Consider the following 22,972-nt stretch of genomic DNA (forward strand, 5'->3'; position numbering starts at 1 on the left):
GTTAGTAGGTAAGGTATTTGCCTTACCTACATTCGCCCAATTCTATATAAATAAATCCAAGGGGAGATGTCCATACATTTCGTTGATTCCGTCTTCGTGGTAAGACTGACAAGACACTAATACGCCACGATGATGTCCAGGATATGAATCGAGATAACACAAGCCATTTTTACCATTTAATTTGATATAAACTGGGCCTTCAGGTGTCAGTAAATTGTCTGGTGGTTCATAACCCAAAGCCAGAGAATAAGTCTTCATGGCAAGTATTCCTTCTTCTGCTGTATCAGCACAGATTCCTAAAATTTGATAATCAGCAAGTTTGGCGAGCAAAATTAAGGCACTACGAATTACTGATTTTTCGTAAGGATTCAGCACAGGGGCAATGTCTAGACAGTTGAATTTATTCAATAATTTTTTCGCTTCTTCGGCGGTGAGATTCTGAGGATTGGGGGTTGACATAAACTGCGATTATTGTCTTGCTGGTTTTTCTGTTGTGTTGAAGTTGGGACTAGCCCAACTTATACTATTTTGGATTTTGGATTTTGGATTTTAGATAATGGAATTGAGAATCGGACAAATCTTGTAAAATTTGCCCCAAGTCAGAACAAATTACATATTAAACCTTGTTATTTAATGCTTACTCTTTTTTACGGTTGATTTTGGACATTTCCAAGGTTGTATATGAAGGGAACGCCGCTTTTTGAGTCACCACCCATAACGAGGACTTTGGGCATCTGAGCGCCGCCACTCTTCCAAGCTTCAATTGCTTCTTTTTGCAGAACTAACTGTCCTCCTTGAGCTTTGAGTGTCTCTGCTAAGAGTCTTTGAGCTTCTGCCCTACCTTTAGCGCGATTCACATCGGCTTGTGCTTCTTGTTCTGCTTCCCGTGCTACATAAACGGCTCTTTGCGCCCGTTGTTCAGCAATTTGTTTTTCTTCCACAGCTCTGGCAAATTCTGGTGAGAATGCTAAATCAACTACGCTAGTATCTAACACAATTATCCCATATTTGTCTAAGCGATCGCCTAGCGCTTGATCAAAGTCTTCTTTCAACTCACTTCTTTTGGTAATTGCTTCTTCTACTGTTCTTCTAGCTGCTGCAATTTTAAATGCTTCTTGGGTCTGGGGTGCAATGATTTTCGATACAATATTTTCTAAGGTTCCTTGTTTTCTTCTAACTTCAACTACCTGTATCGGATCGAGGCGAAAGTTGATCGCAAATCTCGCAGATAAATTCTGCAAATCTTTCGTAGAACTCTCTGCTGGCACTTCAAATTTCTGCACCGTCAAATCATACACATCTATCACTGAGATAAAAGGCGGTTTCACATGAATCCCTTCCAATAATGCCCCATCTTTGGCTTTACCCAAGATGCTGATCACTCCTGCCTGTCCTGGGTTAATAATGATAAAGGAATTTAGTCCCAAAATCACTAGTGTTGCTAACACAATTCCTAAAACTGTGCTTTGCCAATTTCCGAATTGCTGATTTTTCAAATTCTTTTCTCCATTATGAGTTGGTCATTTGTCATTTGTCATTTGTCATGAAGAGTTATTATTTTTCTCCTTGTCTTCCTTCTCTAGTTTCCAGTGCTGAGTAAAAAGTTTTACTTTGGCTTGGGTAAACTCAGTTACTAGTTTAAGCTTCTCATCAGTCTGTCTAAATCAAGCCTTTAATCTGAAAAACGCAACACTGGCGGTTTAATGTCCATCCTTAGTGATGATATTAACCAATTAGAGTGGTTTGTGGATGGAGGAGCGAATGATATTATCCAAGTTTCCCCAACTGTTTTAGTTTATTGTTGCAAACATATATGCAAGTTACAGATATAGTTGTCATTGGTAGCGGTATTGGCGGTTTGAGTTGTGCTGCTGTTTTAGCACGGTATGGCTTTGATGTGATAGTCTGCGAAAGTCATTCCATTGCTGGAGGCGCTGCCCATGCTTTTGAGCGCAATGGTTTCAAATTTGACTCTGGCCCGTCTCTCTACTCTGGACTGTCTTACAGCCCCTCTGCTAACCCTCTGCGACAGGTCTTAGATGCAATTGGTTCTGAATTACCATGCGTAACCTACGATACTTGGGGTTGTTGTGTACCAGAAGGTGATTTTGATACCTCGGTTGGTGCAGAGCAATTTTGTGAAGTGCTGATGAAATTCCGGGGACATGATGCTGTAGCCGAATGGCAAGAACTCCAGCGCGTTATGGAACCATTCGCTAGTGCTGCAACTTCCATACCACCGGCGGCATTACGTTTTGATTTTGGTGCAGCTAGAACTGTCGGCCCATTTATCCCATCTCTGACAAAAAATCTGGCGAATATAATTAAGCTGACTGGACCCTTTAGCCGGATTATGGATGGCGTTGTTAAAGATCCGTTTACCCGAAATTGGCTTAATTTGCTGTGTTTTCTACTTTCTGGATTGCCAGCAGATGGCACTAGCGCCGCAGAGGTAGGATTTATGTTTGCGGATTGGTATCGCCCAGACGCAATCCTTGAATATCCGATTGGTGGTAGTGGTGCTTTAGTTGACACCCTTGTAGAAGGATTGGAGCGTCACGGGGGGAAGTTGATTCTAGGCGCTCATGTGGAGCAAGTGCTTGTAGAAGGGAATCGTGCGGTGGGTGTGCAGCTGCGCGATCGCTCCGAAATTCGGGTGCGTCGGGCAGTGATTTCTAATGCATCGGTTTGGGACACACTGAAGTTACTACCCGAAAAGGCAGTACCAAAACAGTACCGCGTTAAACGACAAGCAACCCCTGAGTGTGATAGCTTTATGCATCTACATCTAGGCATTGATGCCCAAGGATTACAGTCTAATTTGCGGTGTCATTACATCGTAGTTAATAACTGGGAATTGGGCATAACAGCACCTCAGAATGTTGTGGTGATATCAATTCCTTCAATTCTCGATCCATCTTTAGCGCCACCAGGTAAGCACGTAATTCATGTGTATACTCCTGGTAATGAACCTTATGCTATCTGGCGGGGAATGGATAGAAGGAACCAAGAATATGCCGAACAAAAGCGATCGCGTGCAGAAGTAATGTGGCAAGCGCTACAGAGGATCATTCCAGATATTCGCTCTCGTTGCGAAGTCACACTTGTTGGTACACCTCTAACTCACGAACGTTATCTTCGCCGTCATCAAGGTTCCTACGGCCCAGCAATTCAGGCTGGAAGTGGTATGTTTCCTGGCCCTGGCACACCTTTACCAGGACTGATGTGCTGTGGAGACTCCACATTTCCCGGCATTGGTTTACCAGCAGTCGCCGCCAGTGGGCTGATTGCGGCAAATACCCTTGCACCGGTTAATAAGCATTTAGCCATGCTTCAAGATATTAAGTGCATTTAATTTTTTGAGGATAAAATCTAGTTGCTAAGAGAGCCGCACCTGCTGCCAAAACTGCTAGTACACTATCAGGTTCAGGTACGGCAGCAACTTGAGCATCAATTCGTGCAGTTCCCGCAAACAAACCGGTCAATTCAGGTTTTTGCAGAATATTAGCAAACTCTGGAGAAACCAGCAATTTAACATCAGGGATGGTTAAATTTTGACCGTCAAATGCCACAGGTGCTGAAATACTCAAATCAAACAAAATTGTATCTAAAGAGAATGTGTCTCTTAAAACAAATCCGCTGCCACCTGTGACAGTACGTCCCGGAGCCAAACCAATTGAAAAGTCACCAACAGTAATTTGATTATTGAAAGTAACAGTACCAGTATGCTCGATTGTACCTGAGAGCGGAGTAAAACCCCCTTCGTCACTGAATGTAAAGTTGGTGGCTGGGTCGATATTGAACCCAACTAAATAAGTGCTGGGAATTGGTGGGACTGTATTATTAGTACCTGTCAAATTTAGCCCGATACTTTTAAGAATATCTTCGTGGTCACGATCAATGCTGGTAACTCCAGATACCACTTTAAAAGTTGCAGCTTCTACCTGTATGGGTGTAATTGATATAAAAGCTGCTGTAGTACAACCAAGAATCCCTGCAAACTGAGAAAAACGCATAAATGCTCCCCTATCTTTGTAGTTGATTATATCTAAATCAATGCTCCTTATTAATCTAACAACTTAGGCATTAGTGCTAAAAAACTACTTCAAAATATTAAAAAATATTATTCTAAACTTTATATTAAGTAACTATTAAATTAATCCAAAAATGTAATTTATCCAATTATCAATACAAATTTAATTAAGTGGGTAAAAATAAATATCACTATTCAGGATAGAGCAGAGAGTATAAGGGATAAGGCATTAAGTCTAAAGAATGAGGAAAATATAGTTATGTTTAATTATGTCCAGCTCAAATTTTTTAGCCTTAAATCTAACAATTATGATGTGGTTAGGCATAAGTTTTATCTCTAATATTGATAAATTTATGTTGATAGCTGAAGCATTGTCTCAAAAACATTAGCGTGGGTTAGCCTTTAAAAGGTACTATGTTATATAGCAATGCGTTATACCAATTCACGAAAATCCTGATAAGTAGGTAGACGTAATAAAACATAAGAAAAAACCTCACCCTCAATCCCTCTCCGATGCTTTGGAGAGGGGTTGGGGGTGAGGTTAAAAAATGGTCTTCATCTAAACGAAAAGCACTATAAATCAATACGCTTAGGTTAAGGATTTTTGGTATTGATTTTAGGTATGTAGAGACGTTGCTTTTCTTCGTCTCTTGCATTGGATTTGGGGGTTAACCCAAGCCTATTGCGCTATAGATGGTATCTCACAGCTACATCTCTTTAACCTTGCAAAACACATAGTTTCATTTATTGTCGCCGACTTATTTCTTCTTTCACAGGCTTGTTCTAATCCACCAGCTTATTTTCTCAAAATTAGAATCTATTTCTTGCCAAAATGTTGCTGATGAGTCTGCTTCTCTTGTTGATACAAGTATTTTATCTATACTCTCAAAGTTTTTTATAATCAACTGCTTATCTAGTTTAGGAATATCTAATTTCAGATACTTTAGCCGATTGGGTAACTCTACTTTCTCTTTTGTCGGTAAGTGATAAATATACTCAACTAGTTCTATAATTTTTTCTACTGATGCAATCACCTCTTCAATAGTCGGCTTTTTAGTTTGTAATTGTAAATCTTTTTCTTCAAAGGCTTCTTCTTGATTACTTAACTTTACTATCACTATTTTTACAAAGAAAATATTGTAATCAATTTCAATAACTTCACCTAATTTATTCTGATATTCTCCACTTTTATTTATAAGTACTATGTCACCTTTCTCAATTTTCTCTTTCATAATTACTACAGCCTCTAAATTAAATTGCTAAATAATCTCCTCTACAGAAAATACTACTCTAAAGCCACAAACCCTCAGTCCACCGTCTGACTCATTCCAGCTACGGCTAGCGCTGCGACACAGTTCTGCATTGAAACTCCAAGAACCACCGCGTAGGACTCGGCGATTAATATCACCGCCAACTTCCCAAGCTGTTCCATCTGAGGGTGCGTCGCTGTAATTGTTGTGCCACGAATCAGCGCACCATTCCCAAACTAGCCCGTGCATATCGTACAATCCAAAGGCATTGGCAACTTCAAAACTACCGACGTTTGTTGTTTCTTTACGGAATTTGCTTTTTGGTTCGATAGTGCAACTGACTAACTCAGAGGTAATCGTTTCGCCAAAGTGGAAAGATGTTGTAGTTCCAGCCCGACAAGCATATTCCCATTCAGCTTCACTCGGTAAACGATAGTCGCGTCCAGTTTTTTCTGATAATCTAAGACAGAATTCTACAGCTTCATACCAAGATACATTTTCCACTGGTCTATCTAAACCTTTGAATTTCGACGGATGGGGATTTAAAGCTTGTTTGACTTTGGGTAAAGCTGCTACTACTCTCCACTGTGCTTGAGTTACGGGAAATTTCCCTATAAAAAATGGTTCAACAGTAACTTTGTGTCGAGGACGTTCGTCAGCATCTCCTTCACACTCTGGTGAACCCATCATATAACTACCGCCAGGAATCGATACCATTTCTAATGTGACAGATTTACCCAATTCTTCGGCAAAGAAGTTTGCATTGCAACTCATGCGGTTTACTTCTCTACCACCTGTGTCTACTGTCACTACGTCAAATTCAAAGTTTTCTAAGGGGGGTAATGGTACTATTACTTTTTGTGGTAGCAGCGGTAATATGGGTTGAGGCATCGAAACAATTTTTAGAGCAACAGGTTCAATGTTCAATGTTGCAAATTTCAAATCGTTGATAACTTCTATTGCTGTTTGATACCTTTCACTTGGTAGATGTTTTAATAATTTATCTAAAATTTTCCCTAAATCGTCGCTGATAGTAGTACCTTTTTGTTGTAAGCGATCGCGCCACAACCACTTAGCATTCATAGCATCATAAATAGGGTCATTAATCTGTCCAGAAGCATCCTGCAAAGGCAAACATCGAGTTAAAAGACGCACACAAGTTACACCCAAAGCATACAAATCACTGCCGTGACAAGCAAATCCAGCCATTTGTTCGGTTGGGGCATAACCAAGGGTATAAATTACTGTCGCTTGTCTTCCTAAACTGGTTTGTGTTACCTGTTTAGCACCGCCAAAGTCAATTAATACGGGTTTTTCATCACTTGCACGGCGGATAATATTTTCTGGTTTGATATCCCGATGAATGACATTATGAGTATGAATGAATTGGAGAACTGGCAATAAATCAGCTAAAAGTTCCCAAATTTGTGATTCACCATAGATTTGTTGCTGAACTTCTTGTAAGAGAGTTTTTCCTTGAATAAATTCTTGTACGAGATACAAGCTAGCACCTTGTTCAAAGTAAGCTAGTAATCTAGGAATTTGGGTATGATTTTCTCCCAGTTCATACAACCGAAATGCCTCTTCTTTAAAAAATTCTGCTGCTTTGGTGCGTTGTCCTGTTCCCTGAAATTGGGGGAAAAATTGCTTGATGACGCAAGGCGCGTTTAGTCTGTCTACATCCTCTGTAGCATAAGTTCTACTAAATCCACCTTCACCTAAGAGTCTCAATACGCGGTAACGGTTTCTGAGAAGTTTGCCAAAGTTGCTTTGTCCGCAACTCACGCAAAATCTATTGCTATCAGAGTTGAATGGATTTGAGCAATGGGGGTTTTGGCAGATTTGCATAATGAGGGGGAAATAGCATCTTCTCCAAAGTTAGCCCCAATATTATCTAATTGAAAACAGTTATGTAGAGAAGCGAACACGGAAATTTTTTGATGTGCTTAAAACTATCTTTCACACGAGGGCATAAGGATGATTAACAATTTAAAATTTAAAATAGTTACATAAGATAATTTAAGCTGATATTAGTAGACTAACCTTGCTCTCACACACCCCTGTACTTTAATATAGCTGTTGTTAACTATTCAAAAAAGTTCGTAAAGAACCAATTAAACAATGAAAAATTCAAGATAATTACATAATGGGATTTAAACCCAATACTAGCAACAAAAAGATCCCCGATTTCTTCAATAAGTCGGGGATATAGGAGCATCCCGTCAGGTGCAAAAACCTTGATAGCCCTCATCCCCTAACCCAGAATCCCATCATTTGCGATTGGGGGAACTAGAATTATGTCTCCCCTCTCCCATGTTTGGGAGAGGGGCTGGGGGTGAGGAAAAAGATTTAAGCCAAAATTGGAATGCTACCGGGGATATGAGCTAATTAACCTTACGTTGGAAACTAAATGTTCCAGACTGTCCAGGTTGAAGTGGACCAGCAATTGTGTCTAGATAGGTGGTGATATCAACGCCAACCGCATCCGTTACTGTTGCTCCCAAATTGAGATAAGTTACAATTCCGGTAGGATCGGTTGCAGTATTAAACACATGACTGGTATCCACCTTTCCATTGCCATCATTGTCTTTCGCCCACTGATTATTAGTGGAATTCCCATCTTCAGTAATAATAATTCCAGTTGCACTTATAGTAGCGTTATTTGAACCGACGGGAACTGATGAAATGTTGGTGTAAGTAATTCGATACTCAACAATGTTACCTACGCCAGGTTTTTTCACTGTTGTACTAAAAGTACCATCATTCGCAGCAACAGCAGAGCCACTTCCTTGTAAAATCCGCGATTCTTTCATAAGTTTCAAGAAACCTGTGTAAACTTGGTCAATCGTATTATTGTAAGATTCTCCAGAGTTAAACGCTCCATTATTATTGCTATCCACAAAAGCTTGAATTGTCACAGGAAAAGCTTTACCTATATCTGTTGATAGAGGTGTTCCGGCAGGTAAATCTACAGTTACGGTGTAATCAACTGGGATATTATTGAGGGTTGGTAGGACAATTCCTAAGCCAGAAGTTAAGATGAAGTTAGCGCCATTGTATGTGTAAGTGGCAACACTGGCTCCAGAGGTCAACGTTACAATTGTACCTGATGGTAGGTCACTAGCATTGGTTGGGTTAACTGGTAGTAGTAAGACATTACTCAATAGGGTTGGATCGGGGTTTACTATAGTATTGAAGAAGCTGACAGCAGCAGGGTTGAGGGTAGAACCTGGCGCCAGATAGAGGGGAACGATCGCTGATTGGTTTGAAAAATCATCATTATTATTAGTTGCTCCCACAGCATTAGGGAACAGGTGCGGTCCATTCAAAATCGAAGTTTGGGCAGCTATCGTAAAGGTGTTAACTTCACCTCCAGGGCCTTGGCCTGTGTTGTTATTACTGCTATCTGCCCCTTGAGTAGCAACATTTGCTACGCCAGTAGTGGGAATATTTGAACCAATACTACCATCATCATTAAAGTTGCTAGGGCTTTGGTCACCTGATTCATCATAAACTAGCTTATTGAGTGTATCACCTTGAGTTTGACCAAAGGTCTGAGCAATATTAGAAATGATGGCTGTAGAAGTTAGAACTCCATCTGTCACCACTTGGAAGGATAACCCATTGACTATTGTCCCTGCGGTAAGAATTCCAGAAGAAACAAACCCCACACGACTTACCAACAATAAATTAACGGGGACAACACTAGTCCAAAGGGCATTGTTCGCTGTGACTGTTGTCGGCGTGACACTGTAAACAACAGTCCAACCGGTAGGGGGAGTAATTACACTCGCTAAATGAGTATTTGCAGGAATGGCATCAGATACCAAAATTTTGGCACTGGTTGACCCATCTACACTGATATTCGTACCTACCAAATTTCCCGGCGTTAATGCTACGCTACCTGCGGGACTTGTGGAATCAACTTTTAAACTCAAATCGTAGGTCAACTTATCATCACTCAGAATCTTGGGTGTACCGGGATCTAAGTACGCAGAACGAACTTTTAAAACTTTAGCAAAGGCTTGTGAAGTCGCAGCGATAGTAGTTGTTTGGATAGCACTAGCTTCTCGTTCTCCATTCAACGGTATCCCTGTTGTTTCTCCTGTTGTTCCATCTGAATTATCAACGGTGCGGACTTCTGTAGGCTTTGAACCATCAGGACTATCAGGTTGGTTCTGAGTAGTATTACTGTTATCGTTGGGTCCTGTATCACCTAGTAATACTGAAATAGTCGAACTCGGCGTTGCTGCAAGATTAACTGTGACAGGAACACGCACTTTGACAGTCCCATTGACAGGAATGGAACCAGTGGTAAAACCAGTGTTGGGAATATTAGTTTCAAATATGCCGTCACCATTTAAATCTGCGGTGATTGCGCCGGCTGTTGCTGATCCTGTAATAGTAGCTGTTCCTGGAATAAAGAAGCGGGTGGGATCGTTACCTACGTTAGTAATTAAAAAATCGTAGTATAGCAAATCATTAGAAACAACAGTACCACCTGTTGTATCTGTCATGCCTTGAGAAGTCACTACAATACCTGCTGTCTCTGCTACGGTAAATGTTACAGTATTGGAAGTAGCTTTATTAAGAACATTTGCTCCCAAATTATTCACGTAATTATATTCAGCAGTTGCAGTGTTATCGATAGTAGTACCAGCAGTTGTACCATCTGCCAGAGTAGGCATTATTAGCGTAAATGACCCTCCTAAAGAAATTGCTGCTGCTAATAAAAAACGGGAATGATACAATTTATGAGCTAAAAAGTGGCGTGATGGTTTCATAATTTATGAACTGATTTTTCAGTTATTTAATTTTTGTTATCTAATATCTTGCAACAGTTTTTTTCAAAAACTTTTGGTAGAGCAGATACTACTCAATACGCTTCGGATAAGACTCGTTCTCCCCAACCCACCTGATAATTTGGCTTGCTAACAATGGCTCTATTTCCCCCTGTTAAAAAGCAGGAGTAAGGGGGATATTTAGACTTGCACCTTAACTGAAATATAGACACTACTGACTATTTGCTCAATCGCTGTTTTTAAGCTTTAAGTACTGGTCACTCTCGGAATATTGAGAATGATGGAAGATATGAGTTGTGAATGTTATTAGTAAAGTGTTGCAGAAGTTTCTCTACCTTTAATAACGGGATTTAACCCTTATTTAGTTAATTGAGATAGTAGGTTTATTTTTGCCGTATTGTACTATTTGTAGCAATAGTAGTGACGCAAAATTAGGGCAAAATAAAACTACCAATTGATGAATTGGTTTGGGATAGTATGCGATAAATTACAATAAAAATTCCATAATATTTTATGGTCTGTTTATTGATTACATACAACTAATCTTCAAATTCCCAAATTAAGTGGAGAAGAGGAAATTAAACATTAAAATTATCCTTTGAAAGTCCTATTACTGATGACCTTCATTTCAAGCAACTCATCTAGATTTTTTTCAAAAACCTATGTTGCTGGGCTGATTTCGCACTGAATTTTTCATTCACTATTGTGTTTGCAAATAATGACAATTAACCCCAGTAAAATTACTTAATTTCAACAATTGTCAAATATTAATGTTTTGGTATAAATATAAATAATTTAGTAAGTAAAAATACACCTAATAGAACTTAGCATCGTAATACTGCTCGGTTAAAAGTCGATTCCCTGAACCCACGCCAGTCGCTCATGGAGAAAACCCCCTTGGCATTAGAGAAGATGGCGCTGGCTCACCTTAAAAAGGCTTGCTCAAAATGCCTTATTTTCCCTCAATTTATTGGGTGACTAAGGGGGGATTTCCAATTGATGTTGCATCTTTATTGAGCAGTATTGTTACGCATAGTAAATAAGTACTATGGTTTGAGTTGGGAATGAATAAGTGCCTAAAATCACAGCAGGCTACTTTTCAAACAACCTTTTATTTGAAAGTTTTATTTTCTCCAGAAATGCGAATTAATTCAGCTACAAGAGCAGCGATCGCAGATACTGTAATCAACATCACGCTCAATGCGTTAATATCAGGCTTGACTCCGGTTCTAATGCGGCTAAAAATTTCCATTGGTAAGGTGTTATAACCACTACCAGCAGTAAAACTGGCAATGAGAAAGTCATCTAAACTCAGAACAAAGGCCAAGAGACAACCAGCTATAATACCAGGCATTAATTGAGGTAATAATACTTTGATGAAAGCTTGCGTTGGTGTTGCACCTAAATCTAGGGCTGCTTCTTCTAAGTGAGGATCTAAATTAGTAAGTCGGGAAGCAACTACAAGTCCGACGTAAGCCAGACAAAACACGATATGCGCTGCAACTATCGTCCATAAACTCAAAGGGATTGCAAAAGCTGCTAGACATACTAGGGTAGCCACTGCGATCGCAATATCGGGAATAATCAATGGTAGGTAAGCAACACCCTGATACAATTTCTTACCAGGAAATTCGTAACGCGCCAACCCAACCGCCATCAAGGTTCCCAACACTGCTGATATTGCCACGGCACATCCACCAACTATTAAACTGTTTTGCAAAGCTGATAAGATGCGATCGTCACTGAACAACTTACCATACCAATCGAGAGTGAATCCTTGCCAACCTGCACTGTAAGGTGACTGATTGAAGCTATAAAACCCAAGTACCAGTATGGGCAGGTACATGAACACAAACATCAGCAGTGAGAAAACCGCCTGCCATGAGACACGCGGTTTTTTGACAGAGGGAGCGATATTCACGTTTATATATGATTTTTAATTCTAGCGATATATAATATCATATTTTACGTAATAAGTCAATTAGTTAACTCTTATTTCTAGCCCTTTTAAAACCTCGTTTCCAGTCTCTGGCTGGAAATGCTGATCGTTGCGGCTCTACCGCCAGTAACGGAGGCGGAGCCTCCAAGTACCGCAAGGCGGAAGTCAAAAGTCAAAAGTCTTATGAAATAAGCTCTTTAGGGATTTTAAATGGTTGCTCTATTTCCACCGTGGCGTACTAGTAAGCATTCCCAGTGGGAGACTGGGAACGAGACAATATCTAAAAGCTTGTTCTAGAGTGGCTTTCACGTTAAGTTAACACCAATGAGCATTGCTGTAAGGAAGTGGGCGCAAATAATCATCGCTGGCTCGTAGTTGCGCTAAAGCGCAAGAGGGCGCAACTACGAGCCAAATACATGAAAAGTGCTGTAACTAGAATACAAACCATCGTAGGGTAAGCTGTGCATCTTTACCAAGTCAAGCGATCGCTCCATTTTTCTACAGTTCTAGCACTCACTCCTGAAACTCGTTCTAAATCTTGTAAAGATGTAAATTTTTGCTGTTGACGACTAATAATTATTCGCTGTGCTAACTTCTTACCCACACCAGGGAGAGTTGCTAATTCTTCTAAACTTGCAGTATTGATATTTATTTGTTTAATTGCTTGTAGTTCACTTGATGAAGAACTTTTTATCTGGGGACACCGCGTTTGTTCTAATTTAATTTTTTCTTGAATTGCTGGTGGTAAGCCAGGTTTAATGTTACTATAAAGACGAGAAAATTCTCGCACATAATGCGCCGCAACGAGAGAATTTTCAATTACTAAAAGTGTTTCATCGTTACCATTATTGGCAGCATCTGACCAATTATGAGAACCTGTGATTACTGTTTGATTATCAATAACACCAAATTTATGATGCAATAAATCGCCTTTGGGTAACACAGGTACACCTACGGTTGTAATTGGATTTGGCCAGGGATGGTTATCAAGTTCATATTTACATTTGTTACTAAGAGCAACCCCCATCATATCCAATGCTTCACTGTAGAGACGATAAGCGAATTGTGGTTCAATTAAAGTGCGAATTTGCACACTTTGTTGATAGCGTTTTTCTAAGATATTGGCAATCCGCTGATCGGAAAGGACAAATAACGCCATATCAACAGATTTGGTTGCTGAATCTAAAGTTTTGCCAATTAAACCATTACTACTGTTACTCCAGGGTTGAATCGGGGAAGTAGGCGAAAATTGCACAGTAATTTTGGTGTCACCTAAAGTTATTTGTTTAGGTAAACGCATCGGTTTTTTCAAACCAAATTGACTATCTGGTTTACCTCCAGGGCCATCTCCCCATAAGATATTAAACTCTTCTGTAAATAAAGATGCTAATTCTGGGCTGTCAATCTGCAATAAGTTATTGGCATTACCTAAACTGCTAGAATTTGTGAAATCACCATAAGTATCACTTAAAGTAAAATTGGCTGAAGTAATAATTACAATGCGATTATCCACAATCACAAATTTGTGGTGCATCAAGCTGCTACCGGCTGAACCATCGGCTCGATCGTCTATCCAAGGAATTTTGGCATTTTGCAAAATTATCAAAGCATCTCTTTGATTTATTTCTGTTGGACTGAGCTGATTATCTTGGTTAATATCGATAAATTTGCGAAATTCGTTGTAACGTTCCTGTTCCCTTTTATCTAACTTACCTACTTCAGTAGATGTTAAGCTACTCCAAGGTCGGCTATAGGTATTTTCTAAAATTATCCTGACTTTTACCCCAGCTTTTTGTCTATCAACCAGTGCTTGGGCAACTTTGGGTAAACGTAATTCTTGCACCGCCACATCTACTGTAGATTTAGCTTGGGTAATAGCATCGACAATCTGTTTTTCTAAATCATCCCCAAGGCGAGTTTGCTGACGGTAAGGTTCTTTGTATTCTGAAGACTCAGAATGGTTAAAGTAAACTTGAACTAAGGGATCTTGTGGTAAAGGTGCCAGACGCTGATTGAAAGACTGAACTCGTTGACAAGCAGCAAGGGGAAATATCAGTAAAAAGATAGATAAAAAATATCTTCGTTTAGAGATAAGTTGCACTGTAATCTGTTAAAAGTGGATTGGGAGTGGACATATTTATCATTCCCAAAATTTTGTGTTCTGAAATTAAGTAGAAAAACAACTTTCCAGGTAAAGGGAAAAATCCCCTCCTAGAGGTAGAATTACAGAGATTTTTTCAGAATTTGTCCACTAAAACTGTATATTGCTAACAAGATCAGCAGCTTACCAATACGGTTTGGTTAAGATCCTCCCGCCTACGGCGAACCCCGATAAATTGGGGGTAAAAGAGGGTTATAAGCCCCCGTGTGTTCTCACCATTATCGGTTATATGCAAATTTATCTAGATTACAGCGCCACTACTCCGACTCGAAAAGAAGCGATCGCAGTTATGCAAACAGTCCTCACTCAACAGTGGGGCAATCCTTCCAGCTTACATGAATGGGGACAACGGGCGGCAACGGTTGTAGAAGAAGCCAGAGTCCAAGTTGCTGGATTAATTAACGCTGTCGATCCAGCATCAATAATCTTTACATCTGGTGGTACCGAAGCAAATAATCTGGCGATTATGGGTGTGGCTCGGTTGTATGCTGTTCCTCAACATATAATTATCTCTAGCGTTGAGCATTCCGCAATTTCTGAAACGGTAAAGTTTCTAGAAATGTGGGGTTGGGAAGTTACGCGCTTGTCTGTAGATGTTAAAGGTAGAGTCAACCCTCTAGATTTAAAGGCGGCGTTGCGACATAATACAGTTTTGGTTTCGATAATTTACGGTCAAAGTGAAGTTGGGACAGTGCAAGCGATCGCAGAACTGGGTAAAATTGGGCGATTGCATGGGGCTTTGTTTCATACAGATGCAGTTCAAGCTGCGGGACGCTTACCCATAGATGTGCAACAACTACCCGTAGACTTACTTAGCCTTTCCAGTCATAAAATATATGGACCACAAGGTGTAGGGGCGCTATACCTGCGTCCTGGTGTGGAATTGATGCCCTTACTGGGTGGTGGTGGACAAGAAATGGGACTGCGTTCTGGTACGCAAGCAGTACCGATAATAGCGGGGTTTGGTGTAGCAGCAGAATTAGCAAAAGAAGAATTAGCTATAGAAACACCACGGTTAATTGAGTTACGCGATCGCGCCTTTGCCCAGTTAGCTGAAATTCCGGGTTTAATTGCTACAGGGGATGGCTGCGATCGTTTACCTCACCATATCAGTATGTGCTTAGAAAACGCCGATGGGGAAAAACTTAGCGGTAAAACCTTGGTACGACAACTAAACCTTGCTGGCATTGGCATCAGTGCTGGTGCTGCCTGTCACAGTGGTAAACTTAGCCCTAGTCCGATATTGTTAGCGATGGGTTATTCCGAAAAAGCCGCTTTGGGGGGAATTCGCATTACATTGGGACGTGATACTACCGAAGCTGATATAGATTGGACAGTGATGGTGTTGAAGCAAGTTTTGCAAAGGCTGACACCGGATTTATCTTTAGTTAAACGTTGATCGCTCATACTAAAATTTAGATACAGCATTTGTCGGAGTGTTTTCTATGTCCCTGCAAGAGCTTAAAGAGCAAGCCCGTCAAATGCCTTTTTGAGTTTTTATAAAAAAGTTATGAAGCAAAAGAAAAATTTACTTGTAAATAAGTACGAAATATCTACTAATGAAGAACTCAAGAAAGTTGCTTCTAAATACGATGCAGAAGTGCATACAAAAGTTAGAATAGCAGATGTTGTAGAAATTGAAAATTCCGGTCTAACTCGTGATGAGTATTCATACGCGCTCAAAGCTCATTTTGATTTCGTTGTTACTAGAGGAAGGCATTTATCTCCAGAGTTTGTAATAGAATTTGATGAAGCTTATCATGGACAATCTGAAAAATCTATCAGAAACGATAAATTAAAAAATTCAATATGTAAAAAATTTGAAATACCTATATTTAGAATTACTACTGATTTTCTTAAAGAAATTGGTGAGTTGCCAAAATCCAATAGACGTTCAATGTTTGCAGGAAAATTTGATTCACTAGCAAGCTGGCTTGTTGAAATTTGGTTTCTAGAAAAAGATTTTTATGAAGCGCAAAATAATGGTTTAGTTCCATGTGATGAACCGTTTTGCTGGTTTTCATTTATTGGTCAAGATCCTTTTGCACAGTCAAGACTATACTTACATGAACTGTATAAAGAAAAACTTTGCACAACTTACTTTCCCAGAATAATTAAAGGACACGATATTGATGAAGTTGCGTGGGCGACTTTAGCCATCTTACCACTTAACAATGGTAGATATGTTTTTGGTCTTGCCGAATGTAAATCAGTTAATTTTTCTGCTATTTCTGCATACGAGCTATGTGAAGAATTAGCAATATTAAATATTGTTGACGAAATTATTAAATATGAAAAGAGCGAATTTTTAGGGTTAACAAAGCAAGAAATAGAAAAAAAAGAGGAAGAATTTAGAAAAAAATATTTGATTCCCAAGTTTCTTGAATAAGAAAAAGATATCCCAAAACAGGATAAAATTAGAATTACTTAAGTTTCAGAGCCACGTAAATCAATAAATGAGTTTATCTAACCCAGAACCGAGTTCCCTCAAGACTTTAAAACGCAAGGCTACCAGCACAGTTGGTCGGGGAAAAGTAGTCAACCTCAACACCAACTTAAATTTTTCTGCGTGGAATGATGAAAGGGTTGCTCTATATTTGGGTAATAGTCTTGAACACTACAGAAATTGGCAGCAGCCTACAGTCATCGTTTCAGATGGGGCTTACGGTGTTCTTGGTTTTGAAGGAGACACTTCAGATCATATTGACTTACCTAATTGGTATGAACCTCATATTGAAGCATGGTCAAAAGCAGCTATACCATCCACAACACTCTGGTTTTGGAATTCAGAGATTGGCTGGGCTGTTGTGCATCCAGTTTTAGAAAAGCATGGTTGGCGCTATGTAAATTGTAATATTTGGAATAAAGGAAAAGGTCATATAGCAGGGAATGTTAATACACAAAAAATTCGTAGATTCCCTGTAGTTACAGAAGTCTGTGTTCAATATGTAAGAGAAGTTAAAGTCAACGAACTTACGTTGAAATCATGGTTACTAAAAGAGTGGAAACGTTCGGGATTACGACTAAGACTAGCAAACGATGCTTGTGGTGTGGCTGATGCTGCGACTAGGAAGTATTTCGATCAAGGACACTTATGGTATTTCCCACCTCCAGAGATGTTTGAGAGGTTAGTGAACTATGCAAATGAGCATGGTATTTTAGAAGGAAGACCTTATTTTTCTTTGGATGGAAACCAATCTTTAACAGGGCAAGAATGGAGTAAGATGCGCTCAAAATTCAGATGTCCTCATGGTTTTACAAATGTTTGGGATCGCCAAGCTCTACGGGGCGATGAGAGAGTTAAGGCTCCTTCTGGAAAAGCATTACATCTTAATCAAAAGCCTCTTGATTTAATGAGCATTATAATTGAAGCGTCAAGCGATCAAAATGATGTTATATGGGAACCTTTCGGAGGACTATTCAGTGCATCTCTAGCAGCGCATAAACTGGTACGAAAAGCTTACTCTTGCGAAATTGATCCAGATTATTTTTATTATGGAGTGCAGAGATTTAATCAAGAAGTTCATCAATATTCTCTTCTCTAGTCTCTAGATAATCTTGTAGATATTTCTTGATACTGTCTTCTCGACGGCTTGATAGAAGCCTATTCCATTGACCAACTTTAATACCAGAAACTTCAATATTATAGACACGATGCTTAAATTTTTCAATACCTGGATGTACGATTCTGTCCATCTTTGCAAAATTAGTATCTAGTCTGTATTTATAACGGATCAACAGTTCACGCAGAAGGCGCTGATATTCTCTAGTTGGTTTATAGATTTTTCCTTCAACACCCCATGAGTCAACTATTTTTTGAGCTTCTAAGAGTTCTTCTGCAGATCCTTGAAATTTATAACCGCTAGTGTTTGTCTGCTGTAAATTTGCTGTTCTTTGAGTTGTATCTTCTGGCTCCAAAACAAGATAATCTGGCGGATTATGATAATGAGTATCTCTAGCTAAAGCTACCGATAAACCAGAGACAACACATACATCAAGAATACGAGGTTTGCCATAGATAATTTTTTCAGGCAACCATGCCAGCATAGCAACATAGGTCTGATCGTACTGAAAGTGATTCTGGCTGTCTTTAAAGCGTGCGGTTATTTCTGTTGCTAATGGAAACCATGCTTTAATCTCTAATCCTGGTGTTGGTTGAATTCCCACAAAAATAGTATCTGGAAAGCCTGGATCTTGTCTCTGCCACTTTCCAAACTCAGAAAATTCATTTTGTTTATTCAAAAATTCAACTGTGTTAAATTCAATTAAATTTCCGAGTAAGGGTGAAAGCTTTGAGATAACTTTAGCCAAGTTTAGCGCCGCGTCTACAGTTACAGGCTTAGATATGTATAAAACGTCAAAAGTATGACCGGATAAATTATCTAGATACTGAGATGTCAGCCCGATTACATCCTGTGTATTCATACCTCCTCCTCACAAGATGCTTCAGATATTCCTTGTTCAACTTTTCTGAGAATATCGCAAGGATCTACGCCGATTACGCGAGTAACTAACAGAAACTCAATTACATCTAACCGCCGTTCCCCATTTTCATATTTGGCTACGAAAGATTGTGGCTTTTTCAAGGATTTAGCAAGCGTCTCTTGAGTTAGTTTTGCCTCCTTACGAGCCGCAATCATACAGCGACGGAATATTTTATAGTCCTGGCTGAAAACAAATTTCATTGTGCCTTGGCTTTAGCACTATGTATACGTTGAACACAATAAACCTGTTTTTGAATAATCCCAAAATAGGATATTTTTATCTGTCCTAGCTTCAGTAGTTAGGCACGGCTGCCGAAAGGGTTAAATAAATATTTTCCCAAAAGGTAATATTTTGAGTCATAAAGGAGTTCAAGTATGACTTATTTTGATTACTTTTGAGGCTTTTTTTTGCATGAATAAATTCATGATTGGAATTGGGATGTTCGTTGGCTCTACGATTGGTAGTTACATCCCTGCATTGTGGGGTGGAAGTGTGCTATCATTCACCTCGATCGTTTTGGGCGTCATTGGTGGCCTTGTAGGGATTTGGCTTGGGTATCGCGTATCAAAATATCTAGGTTTTATCTGATCGGCGCGTCGCTAAAAACCTTAAACAAGTCTTTTACCAATAGGTAAAATTTTGAGTATGTCTTCTATGCGATCGCACTTGTTCAAGAAAGGGGCAAGCAATCAGGGAATCCCGACTGAGCAGCTTGTTTTGCAAGGGTTTTCTGCTATCCTCTAAAAACTAAACCTACTAGTCTTCTACCCAAGAAAAGCTAATACTGGAACAATGGGAGTAATGCTAAACCCACATAATAAATTATGAGTGAACTTCCTAATAGTCTTGAAGATGCGATCGCCCAATCTCGTCTAGCCGTCCAAGCTGCTCTTGCAGATGGCTCTACTCGCATACAAGTTGAGTTCCTGTTCCCAGAACTCAAGTTTATGCCAGTAGCGGAACAATTTCTGCCACTGTTTACAGAATATGATTCCCGTTTGAAGATTTTCTTTGCTGACGCTGGTGCTGCGGCTTTAGCCCGACGCGATTGGGGTGATGCACCATTTCAAATTTTGGATATTGGTACGGGAAGGGCTGCTTCTTTACAGACAAAAATTCAGCCAGAGGATGAAATTTTCTTATTCATCGCCCCCACTTCCGTAGAAGTACCGCAGTTAGAAAAGCTATGTCAAGAAATAGGCGATCGCCCTTTAATCTTGTTAAATCCCCGCTTAGAAGATGCTGGAACTGTGGGTATTGGTTATACAGCTAGAAAAATCCGCGATCGCTTCATCAGTACCATTGAATCCGCCTATTACCTCCGCCCTGTAGACGATGAAACCGCCGTATATCGCTGCTACCCAGGAAAGTGGGAAGTTTGGCTGGAAACTAACGGCGAATATCAAAGAATTGCCGAATTACCCACAAAACCATCGGGTGATGAGTTGGATCTGATCCTTTTAAAAGGACAACCCCAAACAACAACAGACCCTGTACCTGTAAAAAAGCCCAGTCTGTTTAAGAGTTTGCAACGGTTCTTAAAGGCGTTGAGTAGTTAGGATAAAGCAGAGGTAGCAGGAGGAAAATTTCTCATCTGCTGCCTTATTTTCAGTTTTTTATAGACTTTTGACAAATCAGGAAAATATTTTTCAGCTTCAGACGACCGAGCTAAAAGACTTTCAAAACTGGAAACAATCAAATAGTCAAAAGTTTTTTTCGCTATATGAATATATTAATCAAATTTGGGGGTTTAAGTCCCCAGCAAGATAGGCACTTCTGTTTTGATGCCTAATTTAAATCCCCGCTCCCTTAACATAATTACGAATTACGAATTACGAATTACGAATCATTTTAATGGTGTTAAGCTGTCGGACAAATAAACTTGCATATCCTGGGCGGGCTTTTCGGCCTACCCCACAAGAGTTATGTTTAATTCGATTATGCAAATTAAATGTTTTTTAGCTTATTATTTCTTGTTGGCAGAACCCATTTTAAAGGGACTCCGCTCTTTGCGTGACCCTTATACTGATAACCCTATCTTTAAACTTCACGGATGCGCTTGTAGAGAAGTTGTATTGCAACATCTCTACACACCAGTAAATGCCACCAATAACCTTAACTAAGCGGTAAGGAATAAGAGTTTATGAGAGTTCTTGCCTAAATCATGCCAAAGTTTAAGGGAATTTAGCGTGATTTCATTCAACGAGTGTTACTGAAGCCCCTTCATTTGATGGAGGTATACCGGGTAATTCAAGACAGTATCCAGCACCATATACTGTCTTGATATAGCGGGGGTGGCGGGGATCTGGTTCTAGCTTGGTTCTCAAGTGACGAATATGGACTCGAATCGTTTCTATGTCATCATCAGGATCGTAACCCCAAACTTCTCTGAGGATTTCGCTGGGAGAAACCGTTTGACCGTGGCGTTGCAGTAAGCAGTGAAGTAACTCAAATTCCAAGTGAGTCAATTTCACCGTTTCATTAAACCATATCGCCTCAAATCTTTCGGGAACAAGTGTGAGTGAGCCATAATTGAGAATCTCACTATGCTTTGCTGCTTGGGGAATGCGGTCAGTCCGCCGCAAAAGTGCGCGCACCCGCGCCAGCAGTTCTTCAACTTCAAAAGGCTTGGTCAGGTAATCATCTGCGCCAGCATTGAAGCCTTCCACCTTGTCCTGAGTTTGGCTCAAAGCCGTCAACATTAATACCGGAATCTCAGAGGTGCGATCGTCGCGGCGCAGGCGTTGGCAAACTGTAAACCCATCTACTCTGGGCAACATTAAATCGAGCATGATCAAGTCTGGTTGTAGCTGGAGAGCCAGCGCTTGACCTTTGATGCCGTCTTCAGCTTGACTAACATCGTAGCCAGCCATTTCCAAGTTGACGGCAACTAGTTCTGAAATCGCTGGGTCATCGTCTATGACTAGAATCCTCGGCATTCTTAAAAAATTCTTACTACTTATTAAGGATAATTAACAACCTTTGATAGATACAAAGATTTTTGAATCGATTCTAAAAAAGTTTTTAAATCTTACATAAATATTAAGATTAAATGACTGTGAAATCAAGACTTAATTACACGAAATCTTATAGTCTATGATGTGTTATACTGCGCCCTACAATCCGTCTTGGTTTTTACAAAACGGTGTAATCATGACTGTATACACCGCTTTGTGGGGAAAACGTTACTGGGAAAGCACTACTCTATTACTTGAACCGTCTTATCACGAGAAAATCTTTGTTGGTAGCCAAGGTGTGCCAATTTTTGGCTTGGTTGCTATCCCGGAAAATGCTCATAGCACGATTATCGGTACTTATGGCATTACTGGAGAGTTAGAAACAGAATGGTTTTTGAGGGTGCTAGGCCGTTTTGCCTACGCTCAAGGATACGCTGTGGTGTTATTTGATTGGCGGGCCCACGGCAAAACCGCCGTTTTATCCCCGACTCTAACTTCTGATGGTTTGTATGAGGGGGAAGATTTTGTTCGCATTGCTGCTGCTGCTAAGGCAATGGGATGTCCGGCGAAATTTTGGTTTACAGGGTATTCTTTAGGAGGACAATTGGCGTTATGGGCGGTAAAGGTTGCTGGTGAGGTGATTAGGGAGGATGGAGATTTAGGATTAGAAGATGGCGATATTGGGGGTGGTATGGTGATTTGCCCTAGTTTGGATTCGCAGCGATCGCTATCTTATCTAGTTACAAAGCCCTTCGGCAGATATTTGGAAGCGGGAATTGCCCAGAATTTAAAAAAACTAGCATGGCGAATCCATGATGCTCATCCGGGAAGCCTTGACCCAGCAGCGATTGAACGGGCGAACAGTATTTGGGGTTTTGATAATGAACTGGTAATTAAGCGACTAGGTTTTTCTTCTGTGGAGGCATATTACCAAGCTAGTAGTGCTTTACAAATATTGCCGCAAATCTCAAAACCGACTTTGATTTTATATGCTGCTGATGACCCACTTTTTGACCCAGCTATCATACCGGAATTAAAAGAGGCGTGCGATCGCAATCCTGTAATAGATTTGTTACTCACTCAGTACGGCGGCCATGTTGGTTATTTGAGCAGCAAAGAGTGCCAGCGTCAAGTAAACGATTCCGATCCTTGGTGGGCATGGAATCGGGTTTTACAATGGTTGGAGGAAAAGCGAATAGGATAAGTAGGTAGGCAAGATAAAACCAAACTATGTAACGAAAAATAAAATCTCTATAGAACCCATTTGACATCTAAGAAGGTGCAGCAAGCCTCTTAACCATCAACCGAATAAAACAAAGATTAACCTTGGCAGTCGCATTAGCTA

17 protein-coding genes are annotated in these 22,972 nt (G+C 40.0%); 6 read left to right on the plus strand and 11 right to left on the minus strand.

What is annotated here, in order from left to right:
* Positions 1-42: 42 nt before the first annotated feature.
* Complete coding sequence (locus V7K32_RS20945; RefSeq protein ID WP_334995715.1) at positions 43-459, minus strand: DUF1824 family protein; 417 nt, start codon at positions 457-459, stop codon at positions 43-45.
* Positions 460-647: 188 nt separating this feature from the next.
* The gene (locus V7K32_RS20950) at positions 648-1,496 is read right to left on the minus strand and encodes a prohibitin family protein (protein ID WP_334879776.1); all 849 of its coding nucleotides are present in this window, start codon (positions 1,494-1,496) and stop codon (positions 648-650) included.
* A gap of 317 nt (positions 1,497-1,813) precedes the next feature.
* Here V7K32_RS20950 and V7K32_RS20955 point away from each other — a divergent pair, with 317 nt between their 5' ends.
* Complete coding sequence (locus V7K32_RS20955; protein WP_334995716.1) at positions 1,814-3,355, plus strand: phytoene desaturase family protein; 1,542 nt, start codon at positions 1,814-1,816, stop codon at positions 3,353-3,355.
* Here the strand turns inward: V7K32_RS20955 and V7K32_RS20960 are convergent.
* From V7K32_RS20960 to V7K32_RS20985, 6 genes are all read right to left on the minus strand, one after another.
* On the minus strand, positions 3,342-4,016 hold the full coding sequence (locus V7K32_RS20960; protein ID WP_334995717.1) for a hypothetical protein: 675 nt from the start codon (positions 4,014-4,016) through the stop codon (positions 3,342-3,344). The genes V7K32_RS20955 and V7K32_RS20960 overlap by 14 nt on opposite strands.
* Positions 4,017-4,803: 787 nt before the next feature.
* Positions 4,804-5,265 (minus strand): hypothetical protein, encoded by a 462-nt coding sequence (locus V7K32_RS20965; protein ID WP_334995718.1) that lies wholly within the window; start codon positions 5,263-5,265, stop codon positions 4,804-4,806.
* Positions 5,266-5,292: 27 nt separating this feature from the next.
* Entirely contained in the window at positions 5,293-7,131 is a 1,839-nt protein-coding gene (locus tag V7K32_RS20970; RefSeq protein WP_334995719.1) for a bifunctional serine/threonine-protein kinase/formylglycine-generating enzyme family protein, read from the minus strand.
* 536 nt (positions 7,132-7,667) lie between these two features.
* Positions 7,668-10,067: a beta strand repeat-containing protein gene (locus tag V7K32_RS20975; RefSeq protein ID WP_334995720.1), complete on the minus strand. Its 2,400-nt coding sequence runs from the start codon at positions 10,065-10,067 to the stop codon at positions 7,668-7,670.
* 1,129 nt (positions 10,068-11,196) lie between these two features.
* Positions 11,197-12,006, minus strand: coding sequence for an ABC transporter permease (locus tag V7K32_RS20980; protein WP_334995721.1), 810 nt, complete (start codon positions 12,004-12,006; stop codon positions 11,197-11,199).
* A gap of 487 nt (positions 12,007-12,493) precedes the next feature.
* Positions 12,494-14,125, minus strand: coding sequence for a DUF655 domain-containing protein (locus V7K32_RS20985; protein ID WP_334995722.1), 1,632 nt, complete (start codon positions 14,123-14,125; stop codon positions 12,494-12,496).
* 289 nt (positions 14,126-14,414) lie between these two features.
* On the opposite strand from V7K32_RS20985, the gene V7K32_RS20990 reads away from it, so the two are divergent.
* The 3 genes from V7K32_RS20990 to V7K32_RS21000 all read left to right on the plus strand — a co-directional run bounded on the left by V7K32_RS20990 (position 14,415) and on the right by V7K32_RS21000 (position 17,730).
* The gene (locus tag V7K32_RS20990; protein ID WP_334995729.1) at positions 14,415-15,584 is read left to right on the plus strand and encodes a cysteine desulfurase family protein; all 1,170 of its coding nucleotides are present in this window, start codon (positions 14,415-14,417) and stop codon (positions 15,582-15,584) included.
* A 111-nt stretch (positions 15,585-15,695) separates the two neighbouring features.
* Positions 15,696-16,574, plus strand: coding sequence for a DUF2726 domain-containing protein (locus V7K32_RS20995; RefSeq protein ID WP_334995723.1), 879 nt, complete (start codon positions 15,696-15,698; stop codon positions 16,572-16,574).
* Positions 16,575-16,641: 67 nt separating this feature from the next.
* Positions 16,642-17,730, plus strand: a complete 1,089-nt coding sequence (locus V7K32_RS21000) for a DNA methyltransferase (RefSeq protein ID WP_334995724.1) — start codon at positions 16,642-16,644, stop codon at positions 17,728-17,730.
* Here V7K32_RS21000 and V7K32_RS21005 read toward each other — a convergent pair.
* The gene (locus tag V7K32_RS21005) at positions 17,696-18,610 is read right to left on the minus strand and encodes a hypothetical protein (protein WP_334995725.1); all 915 of its coding nucleotides are present in this window, start codon (positions 18,608-18,610) and stop codon (positions 17,696-17,698) included. The genes V7K32_RS21000 and V7K32_RS21005 overlap by 35 nt on opposite strands.
* Positions 18,607-18,870 carry a helix-turn-helix domain-containing protein gene (locus tag V7K32_RS21010; RefSeq protein WP_334879794.1) on the minus strand — a complete coding sequence of 88 codons (264 nt, stop codon included), beginning with the start codon at positions 18,868-18,870 and terminating at the stop codon, positions 18,607-18,609. Before V7K32_RS21010 ends, V7K32_RS21005 begins: the two co-directional genes overlap by 4 nt.
* A gap of 624 nt (positions 18,871-19,494) precedes the next feature.
* Between V7K32_RS21010 and V7K32_RS21015 the strand changes: the two genes are divergently transcribed.
* Entirely contained in the window at positions 19,495-20,229 is a 735-nt protein-coding gene (locus V7K32_RS21015) for a DUF1995 family protein (RefSeq protein WP_334995726.1), read from the plus strand.
* 636 nt (positions 20,230-20,865) lie between these two features.
* Here V7K32_RS21015 and V7K32_RS21020 read toward each other — a convergent pair.
* Entirely contained in the window at positions 20,866-21,609 is a 744-nt protein-coding gene (locus V7K32_RS21020; protein ID WP_334995727.1) for a response regulator transcription factor, read from the minus strand.
* Between the two features lie 157 nt (positions 21,610-21,766).
* Between V7K32_RS21020 and V7K32_RS21025 the strand changes: the two genes are divergently transcribed.
* A complete protein-coding gene (locus V7K32_RS21025; RefSeq protein ID WP_334995728.1) occupies positions 21,767-22,831 on the plus strand; it encodes a YheT family hydrolase in 1,065 nt (354 codons plus the stop codon).
* Positions 22,832-22,972 lie beyond the last annotated feature (141 nt).

This window comes from Nostoc sp., from assembly GCF_036917635.1.
Lineage (GTDB): Bacteria > Cyanobacteriota > Cyanobacteriia > Cyanobacteriales > Nostocaceae > Nostoc.